Source organism: Leptospirillum ferrooxidans C2-3 (assembly GCF_000284315.1).
Classification (GTDB): Bacteria; Nitrospirota; Leptospirillia; order Leptospirillales; family Leptospirillaceae; genus Leptospirillum; species Leptospirillum ferrooxidans.
The window spans coordinates 1,882,715-1,899,050 of record NC_017094.1 but is presented as its reverse complement, the minus strand read 5'-3'; the positions used below and the strand labels follow the sequence as shown (position 1 = coordinate 1,899,050).

Annotated in this window: 15 protein-coding genes; 7 read left to right on the top strand and 8 right to left on the bottom strand. The window is 49.8% G+C overall.

What is annotated here, in order from left to right; translation table 11 throughout:
• Positions 1 to 59 precede the first annotated feature (59 nt).
• From LFE_RS09545 to LFE_RS09515, 7 genes are all read right to left on the bottom strand, one after another.
• Positions 60 to 389 carry a HesB/IscA family protein gene (locus LFE_RS09545; protein ID WP_014450011.1) on the bottom strand — a complete coding sequence of 110 codons (330 nt, stop codon included), beginning with the start codon at positions 387 to 389 and terminating at the stop codon, positions 60 to 62.
• Positions 390 to 460: 71 nt separating this feature from the next.
• Positions 461 to 844, bottom strand: coding sequence for a Fe-S cluster assembly scaffold IscU (gene iscU / locus LFE_RS09540; protein WP_014450010.1), 384 nt, complete (start codon positions 842 to 844; stop codon positions 461 to 463).
• Between the two features lie 48 nt (positions 845 to 892).
• On the bottom strand, positions 893 to 2,107 hold the full coding sequence (locus LFE_RS09535; RefSeq protein WP_014450009.1) for an IscS subfamily cysteine desulfurase: 1,215 nt from the start codon (positions 2,105 to 2,107) through the stop codon (positions 893 to 895).
• Complete coding sequence (locus LFE_RS09530; RefSeq protein WP_148272616.1) at positions 2,082 to 2,537, bottom strand: RrF2 family transcriptional regulator; 456 nt, start codon at positions 2,535 to 2,537, stop codon at positions 2,082 to 2,084. Before LFE_RS09530 ends, LFE_RS09535 begins: the two co-directional genes overlap by 26 nt.
• 190 nt (positions 2,538 to 2,727) lie before the next feature.
• A complete protein-coding gene (locus LFE_RS09525; RefSeq protein WP_014450007.1) occupies positions 2,728 to 3,825 on the bottom strand; it encodes a phospholipase D-like domain-containing protein in 1,098 nt (365 codons plus the stop codon).
• A complete protein-coding gene (locus LFE_RS09520; protein WP_014450006.1) occupies positions 3,822 to 4,424 on the bottom strand; it encodes a hypothetical protein in 603 nt (200 codons plus the stop codon). Before LFE_RS09520 ends, LFE_RS09525 begins: the two co-directional genes overlap by 4 nt.
• A complete protein-coding gene (locus LFE_RS09515) occupies positions 4,424 to 5,779 on the bottom strand; it encodes a hemolysin family protein (RefSeq protein ID WP_014450005.1) in 1,356 nt (451 codons plus the stop codon). Before LFE_RS09515 ends, LFE_RS09520 begins: the two co-directional genes overlap by 1 nt.
• A 630-nt stretch (positions 5,780 to 6,409) precedes the next feature.
• Here LFE_RS09515 and LFE_RS09510 point away from each other — a divergent pair.
• A complete protein-coding gene (locus LFE_RS09510; RefSeq protein ID WP_014450004.1) occupies positions 6,410 to 7,660 on the top strand; it encodes a hypothetical protein in 1,251 nt (416 codons plus the stop codon).
• 35 nt (positions 7,661 to 7,695) lie between these two features.
• Here the strand turns inward: LFE_RS09510 and LFE_RS09505 are convergent, their stop codons facing one another.
• Positions 7,696 to 8,274 (bottom strand): beta-class carbonic anhydrase, encoded by a 579-nt coding sequence (locus LFE_RS09505; protein ID WP_014450003.1) that lies wholly within the window; start codon positions 8,272 to 8,274, stop codon positions 7,696 to 7,698.
• A gap of 207 nt (positions 8,275 to 8,481) precedes the next feature.
• Between LFE_RS09505 and LFE_RS09500 the strand changes: the two genes are divergently transcribed.
• The 6 genes from LFE_RS09500 to LFE_RS09475 all read left to right on the top strand — a co-directional run bounded on the left by LFE_RS09500 (position 8,482) and on the right by LFE_RS09475 (position 16,243).
• Positions 8,482 to 9,909 carry an HD-GYP domain-containing protein gene (locus LFE_RS09500; protein WP_014450002.1) on the top strand — a complete coding sequence of 476 codons (1,428 nt, stop codon included), beginning with the start codon at positions 8,482 to 8,484 and terminating at the stop codon, positions 9,907 to 9,909.
• Positions 9,910 to 9,937: 28 nt separating this feature from the next.
• Positions 9,938 to 10,132, top strand: a complete 195-nt coding sequence (locus tag LFE_RS13745; protein WP_320409190.1) for a CDGSH iron-sulfur domain-containing protein — start codon at positions 9,938 to 9,940, stop codon at positions 10,130 to 10,132.
• Positions 10,133 to 10,458: 326 nt separating this feature from the next.
• Positions 10,459 to 10,851 (top strand): DUF2294 domain-containing protein, encoded by a 393-nt coding sequence (locus LFE_RS09495; protein WP_014450001.1) that lies wholly within the window; start codon positions 10,459 to 10,461, stop codon positions 10,849 to 10,851.
• A gap of 210 nt (positions 10,852 to 11,061) precedes the next feature.
• Positions 11,062 to 11,460 carry a DUF2294 domain-containing protein gene (locus LFE_RS09490; RefSeq protein ID WP_014450000.1) on the top strand — a complete coding sequence of 133 codons (399 nt, stop codon included), beginning with the start codon at positions 11,062 to 11,064 and terminating at the stop codon, positions 11,458 to 11,460.
• 602 nt (positions 11,461 to 12,062) lie between these two features.
• Positions 12,063 to 13,697: an NADH-quinone oxidoreductase subunit L gene (locus tag LFE_RS09480; RefSeq protein ID WP_014449999.1), complete on the top strand. Its 1,635-nt coding sequence runs from the start codon at positions 12,063 to 12,065 to the stop codon at positions 13,695 to 13,697.
• A 2-nt stretch (positions 13,698 to 13,699) separates the two neighbouring features.
• Positions 13,700 to 16,243, top strand: coding sequence for a YbcC family protein (locus LFE_RS09475; protein ID WP_014449998.1), 2,544 nt, complete (start codon positions 13,700 to 13,702; stop codon positions 16,241 to 16,243).
• The last annotated feature ends 93 nt before the right edge of the window (positions 16,244 to 16,336 follow it).

Below are 16,336 nucleotides of genomic sequence, written 5' to 3'. Positions count from 1 at the left end.
ACTGGCAAAAAGAACGTAACCCCCGGCTTTTGGGCCGGGGATCAGGTGTCGGTTTGTTCCTAGACGGCAAAAGATGTTCCGCAGCCACAGCTGTGAGTGGCATTGGGGTTCTGAAACTTGAATCCGCCACCCATCAGCCCATTGCCCTGATAATCAAGAACGGATCCATCAAGGTAAACCTGACTCTTGGGGTCGATGAGCATCTTGATCCCCTTTGGTCCTTCCATCACATTGTCGAACTCGCCTGGCTCTTCTTCAAAGCGGATCAGGTAAGACATGCCGGAGCAGCCGCCTCCCTCAATTCCGAGGCGAAGAAATTTCCCTTCCGCTTTCTGTGTCCTGGCAAGTTTCAATACTTCATCGGCCGCTTTGTCTGTTACGCTGATCATGTGGCACCTCCTGGATTTGGTTGAAGTGACTGATCATCCGGACATCATGGTTGCCGGATGACGAGACGTGTTTAGCGGCTCTTTTTGTCCTGGTAGTCCTGAATAGCTCCCTTGATCGCATCTTCGGCCAAAACGGAACAGTGAATCTTGACAGGGGGCAGGTTCAATTCCTGGACGATGTCCGTGTTTTTAATCTTGAGAGCCTCGTCGATCGTTTTTCCCTTGACCCACTCGGTTGCAAGCGAGCTTGATGCAATGGCGCTTCCACAGCCAAAGGTCTTGAACTTGGCTTCTTCAATAATACCATCATCATTGATCTTCAGCTGAAGCTTCATGACATCGCCGCACTCGGGTGCGCCGACAATACCTGTGCCGACATTTTCGTCGGACTTGTCAAATGAGCCCATGTTTCTTGGGTTGTTATAGTGGTCGATGACCTTGTCGCTGTATGCCATTTGAATTCCTCCTGATGAGATTCTGTCGTATGTTGCTTGATGCTCCTATTAGTGGGAGCTCCACTGTACAGACTTGATGTCGATGCCTTCTTTTGCCATTTCATAGAGGGGAGACATGTCCCGAAGCCGGGAAACGGCCTCTTTGACCCTTCGAATGGTCGTTGTGATTTCTTCTTCCGTATTGAACCGTCCAAGGGAGAACCGAATGGAAGAATGGGCCAGATCGGAACCGACGCCTAGAGCTCTCAGAATATAGGAAGGCTCAAGGGTGGATGATGTACAGGCCGATCCAGAGGACAGTGCAATCTCTTTAAGACCCATGAGTAGAGCTTCTCCCTCGACATAAGCGAAGGAAAGATTGGAGACATTCGGAGCCCTGTGTTCTTTGTCACCATTGATGACAACGTAATCAAGTTCCTTGATAATTCCATTTTCAAGACGATCCCTGAGAGCGGCAAGACGGGGAATTTCTTTATTCCAGTTTTCCTTGAGGATCCTGCAGGCAGCACCCATTCCCACAATTCCGGGAGTATTGAGTGTTCCGGATCTGAGACCGCGCTCATGTCCACCGCCATCGATCATTGGTGTCAGCTTGACTCTCGGATTTTTTCTCCGGACATAGAGTGCCCCAACCCCTTTTGGCCCATAGATCAGATGTGCGTTAAGGCTTAAAAGATCAATATTCATTGTGTTGACATCGAGGGGAACCGTCGATGCTGCATATGCGCCATTGACGTGGAAAAGGATACCCTTCTCCTTTGTGATGGCCCCGATTTCAGCCAAGGGCTGAATCGTCCCGATCTCGTGGTTGGATGCCATCATGCTGACGAGAATCGTATCTGGCCGAAGAGCTTTTTTGAGCGTTTCAATCTCAACCCGACCTTCCTTGTTGACAGGTAGCGTGGTGATTTCATAGCCTGCGCGGGAAAGAGTGATTGTTGGATCAAGAATGGACCGGATGTCTGTTTCAAGGACAATGATGTGCCGTCCTTTTTCTTTGTACATTTCTGCGACACCCTTGATGGCCAGATTGTCTGACTCGGTCATTCCGGATGTGAAAACGATCTCCTTGGGGTCCGCGCCGATAAGGTTTGCGACTTCTCCTCTGGCCTTGTCGATGGCTTCTTCCGCTTTCCAGCCGAAAGGATGGTTCCTTGAATGGGCGTTTCCAAAGTCTTCAGTGAAATACGGGATCATGGCTTCAAGCACTTTGGGATCAACGCGGGTGGTTGAGTTGTTATCTAAGTAAATCAAGTCGTCCATGGGCTACTCCTAAGGCATCGGGTACATCGTGAATGAATTCATCAAGAGTCATTGTTTCGAGTAGCCAGAGAATCTTTCCCTGGATCCTCTCGAGAGGGGATCTGACATCACAGCTTGATATCTGCTGGCACACCCGGTCACCCCCTTCAGAACAGGAGAGAATGACCACAGGACCTTCCACTGCCGAAATGACATCCAAAATGGAAATTTCCGATGTCGCTTTCTTCAGCGAGTACCCTCCACGGGGGGCCTGATAACTTTGGATCAGGCCTTTCTTCGAGAGGGCGGTCAGAACTTTTGCCAGAATCTCCGGAGGGATCTGGTGGGCGTCTGCAATCTCCCGGATATTTGTAATGCTACCTTCCCCCTGATGGGACATGAAGTTTAGGGAAAGAAGGGCATAATCCACTTTTTTGGTCAGTTTCAACACAACCTTTTTTCTCCGACTTGTTTTATCGCAGACCAATTAGGTCCGAGATAAATTTACCAAGCAATCCCACTTGTGTCAAGGGCTGTCTTTTGCGAAGTGGAATTGGAGGACGTTTTTTAAAAACCAGTGGTGCTCCATGAGGAAATGAAAAAGGAGCACTGCACCGGTGGAAGAACACGATTGCTTCTTTTCAGGCTTTTGTCGGAACCGCCGGTTGGGGGATTGAAACCGGTTTCGAGTGGTCCCATAGGACATCAAAGGTCTTTTCCATTCTCCTGATACGTTCAAAAAGGATCAGGTTAGCCTGGATCACGAGTTGCCTCTGAAAGGGAATCGGGTCATCTGCCCAGCCTTTTGAGCCCTGAATCAGTATTCTCTTGTCAATGATGAGGTATGGTCTGAGCCATGAAGGAGTGTCTGGTGGCAATATCCGGACTTCGGCTCCTGCCCGGACAAGCTCCTGTATGTCTTGAGCGTTGACGGAAAGAGTTCCCGGTTTTACAAGAATTCTGACCGAGACCCCTTTTTTTCTGGCAGAAGTGATGGCCTCAACAACCCGATAGGGTTTGATGAGGTGATAGAAAATCAGGTCAATCGATCGATTGGTCATGCCAATTCTTTTGGCCACAATGTTTCTGGCGAAAAGCCCCCGTCCGGTGGCCTGGCTTCCTGCGTCCTCCATGCCAATGCCCATTCCGACAATGACCCCAATAAAAAGAATCATGATCATGGAGGTTCGACTAAAGGGAGTGAGGTTGAATGAGCCCATATGGGTTTTGGGAAAGGGGGGCTCAAGAGACAGAATGTATCGGCCAAAAAGGGGGAAAAAGATATTGGCCCCGATAAAGCCGGCAAAGACAAAAACGGTATTGGAGGATAGGGTCCATAGAAAGAGAAGCGCGCCCAAAAGCGAGATGACAAGCAGGTAGGCATTTTTTTTGATATTTTCGGAGATCAGTCCTCCAAGCCATATGCGCACGACAATCAGATGCAAAAGGGCTGCCGGAGTAAAAAGGGCCATCGACCAGGCGACAAGTCGAAGTCCCTTGACCTGATCGGCCATGAATGCGCTTGTGAGTCCGGACATGGCCAGAATCAGGGCGATGATCATTGTGAAGGAAACGGCCATGATGGTCATCATGAAGTTCTCGTTCCGAGCCCGAATCTCCGGATCTGGGCGAAAATCCGATTCCTCAAGGCCTGAACGGGTGTCCGTCAGTTTTCTGGTTGTATTTTCACGTTCCTGGGGAGGGGATTCGATATCGTTTGAATTTGTATTGTCTGTCACGAGGCGGATCCTTTTTTCACGGAAAGAGGTTTTGTCGGTATGGATGAGTTTTTTTGAAGTCCGGTCAGAGAGATGGATTTCATGTGGAATCGTCCGCCGATGCGTTCGGCCAGAAAAATGGTGACCGTTACCGGGTAGGAGGCAGGCTCTCCCGGAAACGTCAGGATGGATGTCATATGGTCTCCATTCTGAAAATGATGGTCCGGTGGTGGGTTGAATGTTCCCAGAATAAGTCCTCCCTGACCATCGACCATAGTCGGTGGTTCATAGGAGCCGATCTCGACATACGGGGTTCCAGCGGGAGGGTGAAATTCCACATTGATCTGCAGGTGGATATTCTTGGTGCCGGATTTCAATGAAATGGCAGAGAGGGAGATATTCGGGTCCTGATAGGTTCCGTTTTTTTGGGTCGAAAATGCCAGAGGAGCTTGTGTCGATGTAATTGGCCCCCCAGGTCGCTCCGCCGGGGGAGGGGTTTCCTTGAGTGTCATGGATTTGAACATGGCGGAAACGGCAAGACCCACGAACAGCCCCCCGAGGATGACGATCCAGTCCCTAGCCTTGAACTTTCGGAAAGGTGCCAACAGAAAATCAAACATCATTGTTTCCTTTGGGTGTCAGGTTGTTCTTTCGCAGGGACCGTTTCGGGCAAGGTTTCGGGAACAGGTTCGATCTTGACTCTCGAGACCCGGTGCTTGTCCATGTCGACAATCGTTATTTTCAGTTTGGGAAGATAAAAAAACTCTCCTCCCCTTGGAATGGTTTGAAGCTGTGAGAGAACAAATCCGGCGAGCGTTTCGTATTCATCTCCCTCCGGGATGGCAAGTCCAAAGTCTTCCCGAAGATCTCTCACGGATAGGGATCCATCGACGAGGTAGGAGCCATCTTTCAGCCGCTCCACGGGTTTTTGGATGTCATCGCTCTCATCTTCAATTTCCCCAACAAGTTCCTCAAGAAGGTCCTCCATTGTGACCAGCCCCTCAAGAGAGCCATACTCATTTAAGACAAGGGCCATCTGGGTTCTTCTCTTCTGCATCTCTTTAAGGGTATGGGCGACCTTCATGGTTTCGGGAATGAAATAGGGAGCATGGATCAATGTTTCGATTCGGGTCGGGTTTTTTCGGGCAAGCTGTTCAAGAATGTCCTTGTAATAGAGAATGCCGATAACATCTGGAGATCCTTCCCTGATGACGGGGTATCGGGAAAAGCGGTGATCCGCCAGAAAATGGATCGCCTCCTCCATCCCCATCCTTGCATCGATCGTGATCATCTTGACCCTTGGAATCATCACCTCCCTTACGGAGATGTCGGTAAACTTGAAGACGCTCTGGATCAGATCCTGCTCTGTCCGGTTGATGACTCCCTGCTCCGTTCCTTCCTTCAAAAGAAGGTCAAGCTCTTCCGGGCTGATGGGGTAGACGCTGCTTCCGGGTTTGATCCCGAAGGATCTAAGGATCCATTGGCTTGTTGTCGTTACCAGAAGAACCGGCACCCTTAAAAATTCGGACAGAAACAAAATTGGCCTGGAAAGGGAAAGGGCGATCTTCTCGTTTTGCTGGATGGCTAGGGTTTTGGGGGCAATTTCACCAAGGACCAGCATCCCGTAGACCTGCAGAAGAATGATTCCTGAAACGGAGAGTGGCAAAAGAAAGTGAAAGCGTTCAACCATTGGGGATGTAATGAGCAGGGGCTTCAAAATCTCATAGGTGACGGTTCCCGTCAGGGCTGACGCCAATGAGGTGATCAGCGTCATCAGGACCTGGACCGTCGCGACAAAACGTTCCGGATCCCTTCTGAGCTTCAGGAGGGCCTGTGCTTCCGGTGTCCCCGCCTGAGCGATCTGATGGGCTCTTGAGAGTCTCAGTGAAATGGTGGAAATCTCTGCCGCAGCAAGGATGGCGTTGATCAGAATAAGAAGAGCTATTGCCGTGGCATCAAGCCAAAGGGGAACCATACTCTCCTTAAAGAAAGATTTGAAAATTGAGGTGCATCAACCCGAAAATATGTTTAAATTTAAGTATTTATTGATGCAACTCCTGCCTTAGTCAAGATAGGCCAATAATTCATTATCGATGATCTGGTTCCGCTTGACAATAAAACACTCTCTTCCTAATATTGTAAGGGCAGGTCCAATGCTGGAGCCCTATGATTTTCGGCTTCCGGTAGTGGTGGAGGACTTATCTTAGGTAAGTATACGTTATTATTGTGTTTTGAGGTTTTGTGGGGTTTGGCCGATCCCGTCGATGGAGGATTAGAAAAATGACAGAAAACATGGTACCAAACAATGTGGGTCTCGGCTCATGGATGGCTCTTCTGGCTGTGGTGATCGTCCTTTTCTCTTGGGGAATCGTTACCTCTTCTTCCCAGAAGTAAATCCCCTTCCCCCGTTCACTCAGGGGGTCTTCTCTCCGGCCTTGCCGGGGAGTCTGTTGTTCCGGACGGGAGGTTTATCCTCCCGTTTTTTTTTCCTCGTTTCTCTTTAATCATTATCGAACAAATGATGAACTTCCGCATAATCCCCGATCATGGACTGCTTTGTGAATCTGCCGGACGCTCCGGTTCAAATGATGTCTGGAGGGGAACATTGAACCCGGCCTTGTTTTTGAATCGATTGTCAGTCTTTTTTCTGCTTCTTGCATGTTGTGGCTGTGTGGCCGTATCTCACCCGGCTTCGACCGGGCCCGACCCTTCTCTCGACTATATCGGTTCAGGCGAGTCCTCCACTTTTGGCAGATCTTTTGAAAAAGCCCAAAAGATAGCAAGGAAAGAGGCGATCGTTAGCCTTGTGACAGTTGTTTCAAGCGATGTCATTGATGTTCATTCGAGATTTTTGGGTCTGAACGGGAAGACCTCCTCGGCCAGTGCAAGTGTGCTTGTTTCGAAACTGAACCTTTCCGGAAAGGTCCGTTTTTATGAAACTCGGCCCCCCGGAAAAGTTCGAATCCTGGCCTATCTTCCAAAAGCCGATATCCTAAATGGAGTTTCTTCGAGAAATCGGCCGGCTCAGACTCCATCGGGGATGCTGAGTTCCGGTCAAGTGATCCCGGTCACCGGGACAGGCTTTGCAAGCCTTTCGGATTATGGCTTTTTGGATGCTCGTGAAATTGCGATGAGAAGGGCGATGAAAGATGCCCTGATGAAGGGGCGAATGCTTTACCAGGGTGATGTCATTGCCCAGAATGTCCAGATGGGATCCATTCATGAGCGATCTCTTTTTCTCCAAAACTCTTTTGATATTTTGGGGATGAAGCTTTCCGTTCTTCCGGAGATCGAAAAATCCATTGAAGGAATTCATGTCAGGCTGCTTGCGGTTCGCGTCAGCCTGACCCTCAGGAGGAAATCTCTTGATGGGCCTGTTTTTCAGGTTCGGCTCGATCATCCCTTTTACCAAGATGGAGAGAGCGCTCATCTTTCCTTTTCCGTCAACGAGCCTCTTTATATTGCGGTTTTTGACAGATATGGATTTTCCGGATCGGTCGTCGGGATCATTCCAACCGCCGAACATCTCCCGGAGAACGTTCATTACCGTTCAACACGGGAACAGTTTTTTGCCACCTCCCCGGGTGAGTTTCTCTATCCTCCGGATGATCCAACGGTCTCTCTCGTGGCATCATTACCCTCGGGGGTTACAAAAGTATCCGAGGAATATCTTGTCATTTTCGCCAGCAAGAAGCCCTTTCCGTTCCACCCCCGGTACGATCAGGGCAGCCCTTATTTCGAGCTGGACCGGAAGGTGTTTCGGACCTTTCTCCGAAAAATGCTGGAAAGACCCCTTTCGGAGTGGTCGATGAAAACGATCCCGTTTATTGTCTATGGAAAAGGCGAAAATGATTGAGCCTTTTCCATAGACAAAGGGCGTTCCTGTTTTTCTCAGACTTTTCCTGCTTCCATGGCTTTTGAGACTTGATTGAGCTTGCCTGTTTTGACGTCGTATACAAATCCGTAAATGGGGATCCTCTTGGGGACCAGATGATGGCCACGAATGCGTTGAACATCTTCGACAACGCTTTCTTCAAGATCCTTGAACGGGAGAAAATTGACATATTGCCCTTCAAGAGACCCAGGACCATGGCCATGATCAACCCATCCGGAAGAGCCAATGCTGGATGTTTCCAGACTCTTTTTGAGAAGTCCCCTCATGATGTCATCGGTGAAAAGCTGCATTCCGCAATCTGTATGATGGATCACAAACCATTCTTTTGTCCCGAGAAGCTTGTAGGAAATGACCAGGCTGCGGATGGCATCATCGGAGGCCCGACCTCCGGCATTCCTGATGACATGGGCGTCTCCTTCGGAGAGTCCGGCCATTTTTGCAGGATCAATACGGGCATCCATGCAGGTCAGAATGGCAAACTGCCTCGCCGGAGGCAACTGCAGGTCTTTTTTTGTTCCAAAGTTTTGAACATAGGCCTTGTTTGCGTCAATGACATCCTTGAGAACCTTGCTCATGTGATCCTCCTATTCATTTGAATTGCAATTTCCTCACATCTTCCCCCCAAAAGGATACCCCAAAATCCCTGATTTCCAAGGGGAAGAGTTTTCGAAAGGATTCGTCTTTAGGGTTCTGCTTGACGTATCAAGCTTTTCTCGTGAGAGAATGTTTCCAGAATCGTCTTGTCAATTCAAAATGATCTCTACCTGAAAACGGGAGTGCCCTTGTCAACACCAAATATTCTGGAGGTCAACTGGAGCCCGGAGAACATGTCGCAACAACCACGGGGCGCTTTTTCCATCTCCGATGTGGTTGCTTCTTTTACCTATGCGCTTGATTTGACGGAGGGACAGCCCCCCGGACACTGTCTGAGATCCTGTCGAATCGGGATGGCTATCGGTCGGGAGATGGGGCTTGATCAGAAGACTCTGTGGAATCTTTATTATTCCATCCTTCTGAAAGATGCCGGTTGCAGCAGCAACGCTGCAAGGCTTTTTGAACTGTATGCTTCTGATGACCGGCAGACCAAGAACGACTTCAAGAAGGTCGACACGGACAGTCTTTTTCAGGTGGCCCGCTTCGTCTTTTCCCATACGGCTCTGGGACACCCCTTGCGTGAGAAAATCGATCGTATCCTGAACCTTGTCAGAAATGGTGAGGAGTTGGCCACGGAAATGTTTATGGCGAGATGCGAGAGAGGTGCCCACATTGCTCTCGAGATGGGGTTTAATGAGGATATTGCCCATGCGATTCGATGTCTCGACGAACACTGGAACGGAAAAGGACGGCCAAGATCCCTCGAGGGGAAAGACATCCCCCTCTTGTCCAGAATCGCTCTTTTATCTCAGGTGGCGGATGTTTTTTCTTATGGAAGAAGCCCCTCCCAGGCGGTCTATGAGTTAAAAAAACGCAAATCGTCCTGGTTTGATCCTGAAGTTGTGGAGGCGTTTGGAAGTGTGTCCCAAAAGAGCGAACTTTGGGAGCCGTTGCCGCCGGAAGAACTTTCTGACCATGTCCGCAGTTTGGAGCCTTCGGAGTATTCTCTTCCAGCCAACGATGAGCGGCTCGATGCTCTCTCGAGGGCCTTCGGGAAAATCATCGATGCAAAAAGCCCCTACACCTATGGGCATAGCCAAAGAGTGGGCGAATATACAATGTCGATCGCCAGGGAAATGGGATTTTCTGAGGATCGCTGCCGTTGGGTCCGGAGGGGAGGCTTTCTTCATGACCTCGGGAAACTCGGAGTCAGCAATACCATTCTGGACAAACCTGGCCGTCTGTCTTCCGAAGAATATGATATCGTCCAGAATCATGCCCGTTACACGGAGGAAATTCTGGTTCGAATTGGCCCGTTTAAGACACTTTCCTTTGTTGCGGGTGCACATCATGAGCGTCTTGATGGAAAGGGGTATCCCAGAAAGCTCCTGGCGAAAGAGATTCCTCTTGAGACCCGGATTATCTCTGTTTCGGATATTTATGATGCACTGACTGAAGATCGTCCTTACCGGAAGGCGATGGAGGATGAAAAAGCGTTTTCGATTCTCCATGAACTTCGTGATTCTGCCCTGGATGGAAAATGTGTGGATCTCTTGATGGACTTGAAAAGACAGAACAGACTTCTGCCAAAGGATTACGGATTGGACGCCCGTTGAAACAATATGTTTTTCCTTCGAGAGGTCAATGAAAATGGACTCGTGGTTGTCCTGCAGCAAAAATGGACCCATTTTGGTTCATGGTGAGGTCGATATCGAGGATGCGAACGGCCATCATACCAAAACGGCAACGATGGTCCATCAATTGTGCAGATGTGGTGGCTCCAGAGTTGCTCCATTTTGTGACGGATCTCATGAAAATATATCCTTTGTGTCGGAATAGTCATCCGAGACTCGTGTGTTTGCGTCCCCCGTTCCCACCGGTTTGACGGAAAAGGGCACTTGACTTGGAGCCACTGTTTGGTGCATAAAATACCAACAGCACAAATGGAAGATAGCCGGAAGAATCCCTGAGGGGATTGGTCCAGCTATAAGCCGACTCAATGTTCATAATTGGGTCGGCTTTTTTTATTTGTCATATGCCGATAGCTTCACCGTTCAGAAAGAGAAACAGAAAGACGGTGTGGAAGGATGGCAAAGGCTTTGCCAAGCTCTTGGGGAAGGTTTTATGGGGTATTGCTCAGACGCCGGTCAGAATTAGGGAGTCCAATGAAAAAGACAAAAGGCCAGTTGGAAGCCGAAATTGGCAATGCCTTGATCCAGTTCGAAAAGGATTATATGGGTAGGGGGCCCCAAGAGACGAAGACTTTCATCATTGAAGACATGATCCTGATTCGCCTGAAAGGAGTTTTAACTCCTGCAGAGCAGCAGCTGGCCAAAAACCCTGAGGGAATGAATCTTATAAAGATGGTTCGTTCAAATCTTCTGGAGCAGGGTCGGGATCTTCTGACAAATGTGATCGAAAAAATTACAGGGTTCAAAGTTATCACGCTTCATACCGATATCAGCACCAAGACTGGTGAGAGAATGATTGTTTTTACTTTAAACAAAAATCTGGAAATCTCCTTCCGTGCGAAAGATCCAAAAATGATTCAGCAATAAGGGGTATCCCTTGATTTAAAAGATCGTACGGGTTTTTGAAGCAAGTGGATTCAGGTACGGAGTGTATTTGATTGAGCCACCGTTTTCTCTGGCCCCCGGTTTGCTGTATTCTAGAGCTGGAATTTGATGAGCCCGCAATGGCTTCGACTTTTTTGCCCGGAATATAGAATCGACAGTTTGGCACTGGTCGGCTGTGACAAAAGGAGTTCAATGAAGAAAACAAAAGGCCAGGTCGAAGCCGAGATCAGCAATGCTTTGATCCAGTTTGAAAAGGATTATAAGGGACGGGGGCCGGAGGAGACAAAGTCTTTCATTATTGAGGATATGGTTCTGGTCCGGTTAAAAGGTGTGCTGACTCCGGCAGAGCAACAACTGGCGAAAAACCCAGAAGGAATGAACCTCATCAAAAAGGTGCGATCCAATCTTCTGGAACAGGGCAGAGAGATGCTTGCTGATGCGGTGGAAAAAATTACGGGTCTTAAAGTCATGACCCTGCACACCGATATTAGCACCAAAACGGGTGAGCGCATGATTATTTTTTCCTTGAACAAAAATCTCGAGGAGCAATTCGCCAAGTCACCGAAGAAGACGGAAACACTGAAAAAATAAGGGGCACTTAAAGATCGCCCTGCATGAGTTTCCATTTGTTGGTGTTGGGGGTAGGTGATTCTCGGTCATCATCCGGGTATATCATAAGCGTTTTCTTCAGCTCAGGAGCTGTCCTGGGGGTCTTTTCCTGCGGCTTGTTGTTCTAGTTTGTTAGGCGAGGTAAAAGCGCATCACCAGCCCTGAAGTAGTGTCTGGATATCAGCATTTTTCTTCCAGTCTGCCGCGGGTTGGGTTTTGTTCCAGATGGTAATGTCAATTTCTATTCGACGGAAGATACCCCGAAAGTCCTGTCATGCAGGATCGGTCGGGGTGTAAGCCGGCTCAATTCATCATTGAGCCGGCTTTTTTTGTCTGAATCGGCAGACAGTTCGACGGCGCCAATGGAAATTCTCCAAGGAGGTGCCCTGAATTGTGGGCCAGAAGGTAACCCGTGGAACAAATGATTTTCCTGGTTGGGTGACGATCAGAGGGATCAGGTGGGCCAAGGATTTGATGCTGTGTTCGGCAAATGCCGGAAGAGGCAAGGATCAAGATCATCTCAGGAAATCTTGTCGGCCGGATCTTAAATGTTTTCGACTCAATCACATGAAGAGGAGTGTGTCATGGCAACCAATCTGAATCTTGTTCTTTCTATTCTCATCATTTGTGTTCCGTTGCTCGTTTTGGCGATGGGGCTTTTCGGGAGTCTTCTTTCCCCGAGACAGGCCCGGGTGATTGCGGGGTTAAGCACTGCAAGCTCGGGTCTTGTGTTTATCTGCGCGGTTCTCGCCTCTTTGTTGTATGCCATTGGCGGAAAAGTCCAGACGATCACCGCTTTTTCTTATCCATTGCCTAGAAACTCAGGACATTTTGCACTGAGTATCCTGATCAATCCTGTCACGGTGATGATGCTTTCCCTGGTTTCATTCGTAGGGTTTGTCGTTGCCCGCTTTTCGAGCAACTACCTTCAGGGGGAGCAAAATCAGGGGCGATTCTACACTTGGCTCAATCTGACGCTCGCATCCATCCTGACGATGATTGTCTCCGGGAACATGCTGATGTTCACATTTGCATGGATTTCCACCAGCCTTTGCCTGCATCACCTTCTGGTGTTTTATCCGGAACGTTCGGGAGCAGTCCTTGCGGCCCGAAAAAAATGGATTGTCAGCCGTGTTGCCGAAACAAGTCTTTTCATAGCTGTTTTATTGATCGGATCGACTCTCCACAGCATGCAGTTTGAGACCGTTTTTCATCTCATGTCGGCAGGAGTCGGGCCGATGCCGGTCGCCCTTCAATGGGCAAGCGGATTCATAGTGTTGACAGCGGCGCTCAAAACGGCCCAGTTCCCATTGCAAGGTTGGCTGATTCAGGTCATGGAAGCTCCAACTCCGGTGTCGGCTTTGTTGCATGCGGGAATTGTCAATGCCGGTGCTTTTCTGGTGGTGCGCATGAGTCCGATTATGTCCCAGTCGATAATCGCCTCTGATGTATTGGCGATTATTGGACTCTTAACGATTGCCGCTGCCGGACTGGTCATGATGACCCAAACCAGTCTCAAGGTCTATCTGGCCTGGACGACAACCGCCCAGATGGGTTTCATGTTGCTGGAATGCGGTCTTGGTCTTTACAGCCTGGCCATGCTGCATCTGGTCGGACATTCGTTATACAAGGCGCATGCCTTTCTTTCATCCGGCAGTGGCGTCGATCTCTTTCGTGCGCCGGCAGTCCGTCCTGCCCAGGACACTCCGACAGTGGGCCAGTGGATTGTCGTGGCAGCCTTCTCGGTTCTGGTCACCATTGGTATCGGGTCTTTATTTGGTGTGACGACAGAGCACCAGCCTGCACTTCTTGCATTGGGATCAATCCTTGGAGTCGCCATGACCCAGTTGATCCTCCAGTCTTTCAAGGCGGGAATGGGTGCAGCCTTTATCGCACGTGCAGCCTTTATGGGGGCGCTGGTTTGTACCTCTTATTTCAGTCTGCATGCCGCATTTCATTACATGTTGGCATCGAGTTTGCCGGCAGTGCGCTTGATCAACGGTCCCGCGCAGTTTGCCCTCATTGCCCTGGTGATGGTGGTGTTCCTTTCCATCCTGGTGATTCAGCAGAGCTTGCCGAAATTTTTGGGCAATCCATTCTCTCGCAGAGTTTATGTCTATCTTTATAACGGATTGTATGTCGATATCCCCTTTTCAAGACTGGTAAGCCGTATCTGGGGAATACGCTCCACTTCATTGACCCAAGCCAAAGGAGTCTGACCATGAGTCTCTCAATAACCCAAGACCGGGAAGAAAAAGCGAATCATCTATCTGTTTCACTGAAACCCATCATCGATTCGGTTTGCCATCGGATCGCTCCGCTCTGGCCGCTCGATGCTTTTGTGGCCGTAAGCCCTTATTTTGGCCTGAGGGATCAGGATTTTGAGAAGGCCAATGAAACGCTGGGCAGGGTTGCCGGATCCTCCCTTCTCATGTCCCGCCGTTACTATGCTGAGCAAATCTCTTCAGGGCGGATCGCCAAGGCCGATCTGGAGAAGTCTCTTAAAGAACATGGTTTGGATATGACGTTTTCCGAAGTGCAGAAAAGCCTGTCCGGAGACAGACCCATTCTTCCTGAGCCGATTCCGCTGGTTTCGGATGTTTTGGGACAGAGTGAGAAGACCGAATGGAGCGTCTTTATTGTGGAACAGATCAGCCAATTTTGTGCGGCCTACTTTGACCAGGGGCAAGCCATCTGGAAAGAGCCATCCGGGAAGGAAGGGCTTTTCGGGGCATGGTATCAGTATGCCAAAATCGATCTGGCTCCCAGGATGATGGGACTTCGCGATGTCGGGAGCTTTGTTTCCAGGCTTCCGATAAATGCGGAGGAGACGATTGCTCTTGTCGTCAAGAAGCTCGCCATTCCTGCGGATATGATCGAATACTATCTCCTTGCCAATTTGATGTCGGTGGGAGGTTGGGCTTCCTGGACACGCTACCTCCAGTGGGAAAAAGAACTGGTTGGCGGAGGGGAGAGCTCCATCATAGATCTTCTTGCCATCAGGCTTGCATGGGAGTTGATTCTGTTCAACGCCCGGAATGTGACTGAATGGGCAAAAATTTGGAAAAAAGTGGCGGGAGCCATCAGAAATTCTTCAGAGAAAGGGATCATGCCCCCTACGCAATTGGATTTTGCCCTGCAAACAGCCTTTGAGCTGAGCTATCAGAAAAGTGTGATTGCGGAGCTTTCCCATCCGAGTCGACAGTCAGGGACAAAGAGTTCTTCATCTGTCCGGCCGTCCGTACAGGCCGCATTCTGTATCGATGTGCGTTCGGAGATTTACCGTAGAGCACTGGAAACAGTTGCTCCGACGGCTCAAACGATTGGGTTCGCCGGATTTTTCGGGGCATTCATGGAGTTTGTTCCATTGGGGGCATCAGAACCGAGGATCCATCTTCCGGTCCTTTTGACGCCAGGTTGGCAGGGCCACGAGCGAATTCGCGGGGGCAGCGACCATGATGTCAAAAAGGCGATCCGCCAACGTCGGGAAAATTTGCATGGAGCGAATACCTGGAAGAGTTTCAAGAGTTCCCCATCCTCCTGTTTTTCTTTTGTGGAATCGACCGGATTGCTTTATGGGGCAAAACTGCTGGGGGATAGCTTCGGATGGAGCAGGCCAGTACCCCATCCATCAACCAAAGGAGTTCACTCCTCGGTCAAGGGGCGTCTTGTTCCAACGTTGGAGTCGGTTTCCCACGGACAGGATATTACGAAAACCAGGCAGAAGGCAGCGGAATCACCCACGGTCGGCATCCCGATGACAGATCGGGGGGGATTGGCAGAAATCATTCTGCGGGCGATGTCTATGACCAGTAATTTCGCCAGACTGGTGCTTCTGGTCGGCCATGGAAGCAGCACGTTCAATAATCCTTATGCAACAGGCCTGGATTGTGGTGCCTGTGCAGGGCAAACAGGTGAGGTGAGCGCCAGGGTCATCGCTGCGTTACTGAATGAATCGAAAGTTCGTGAAGAGCTTTCTCAAAAAGGGATCAAGATTCCCTCCGACACTCGCTTTGTGGGTGCGTTGCACGACACGACAGTTGACACAATCGATCTGTTTGATATCGAGGGACTGGAGTCGACCCACGCGGATGATCTGAAACAGCTGAAGCAGTGGTTGGCGGAAGCAGGGCAATTGACCAGAATGGAGCGTTCAACGCTTTTGGGGATCAATGATGCTGCTCCCGAGATAGTCGATGCACTGGTCCATGAACGCAGCCGGGACTGGTCGCAGGTTCGTCCGGAATGGGGGCTTGCCGGAAATGCTGCCTTTATCGCTGCTCCACGAACGAGAACAGTGGGGATCAATCTTTCGGGAAGATCATTCCTGCATGATTACGACTGGCGGAAAGATGAGGGTTTTGGAGTTCTGGAGCTCATCATGACCGCGCCAATGGTGGTCGCCAACTGGATCAACATGCAGTATTACGCTTCGGTTGTGGATAACAGAAGATACGGTAGTGGAAACAAGGTGCTGCACAATATTGTCGGGGGGGCGATCGGTGTGCTGGAGGGAAATGGCGGGGACTTGCGCGTCGGTCTTCCGATGCAGTCGCTTCATGACGGAGAGCGTTGGGTGCACGAACCCCTTCGACTGAACGTCTTTCTCGAGGCACCGAAGTCGGCAATCGATAACATTATCGCCAAACATGAACTCGTACGCGAATTGATCGAGAATCGATGGCTGTTCGTTTTCGAAATCGACAATGAACAAGGAGGAATCTACCAGAGAACAACGGACAAGCAATGGAAACGAGTGTCATAAGAGGTCGAATGGCTGACCTATAGCAAGTTTCAGGGAACGGCCAGAAGGGGATGGGGTTCATCTTTCCTATGATATGGAGGGAAAGATGGCCCC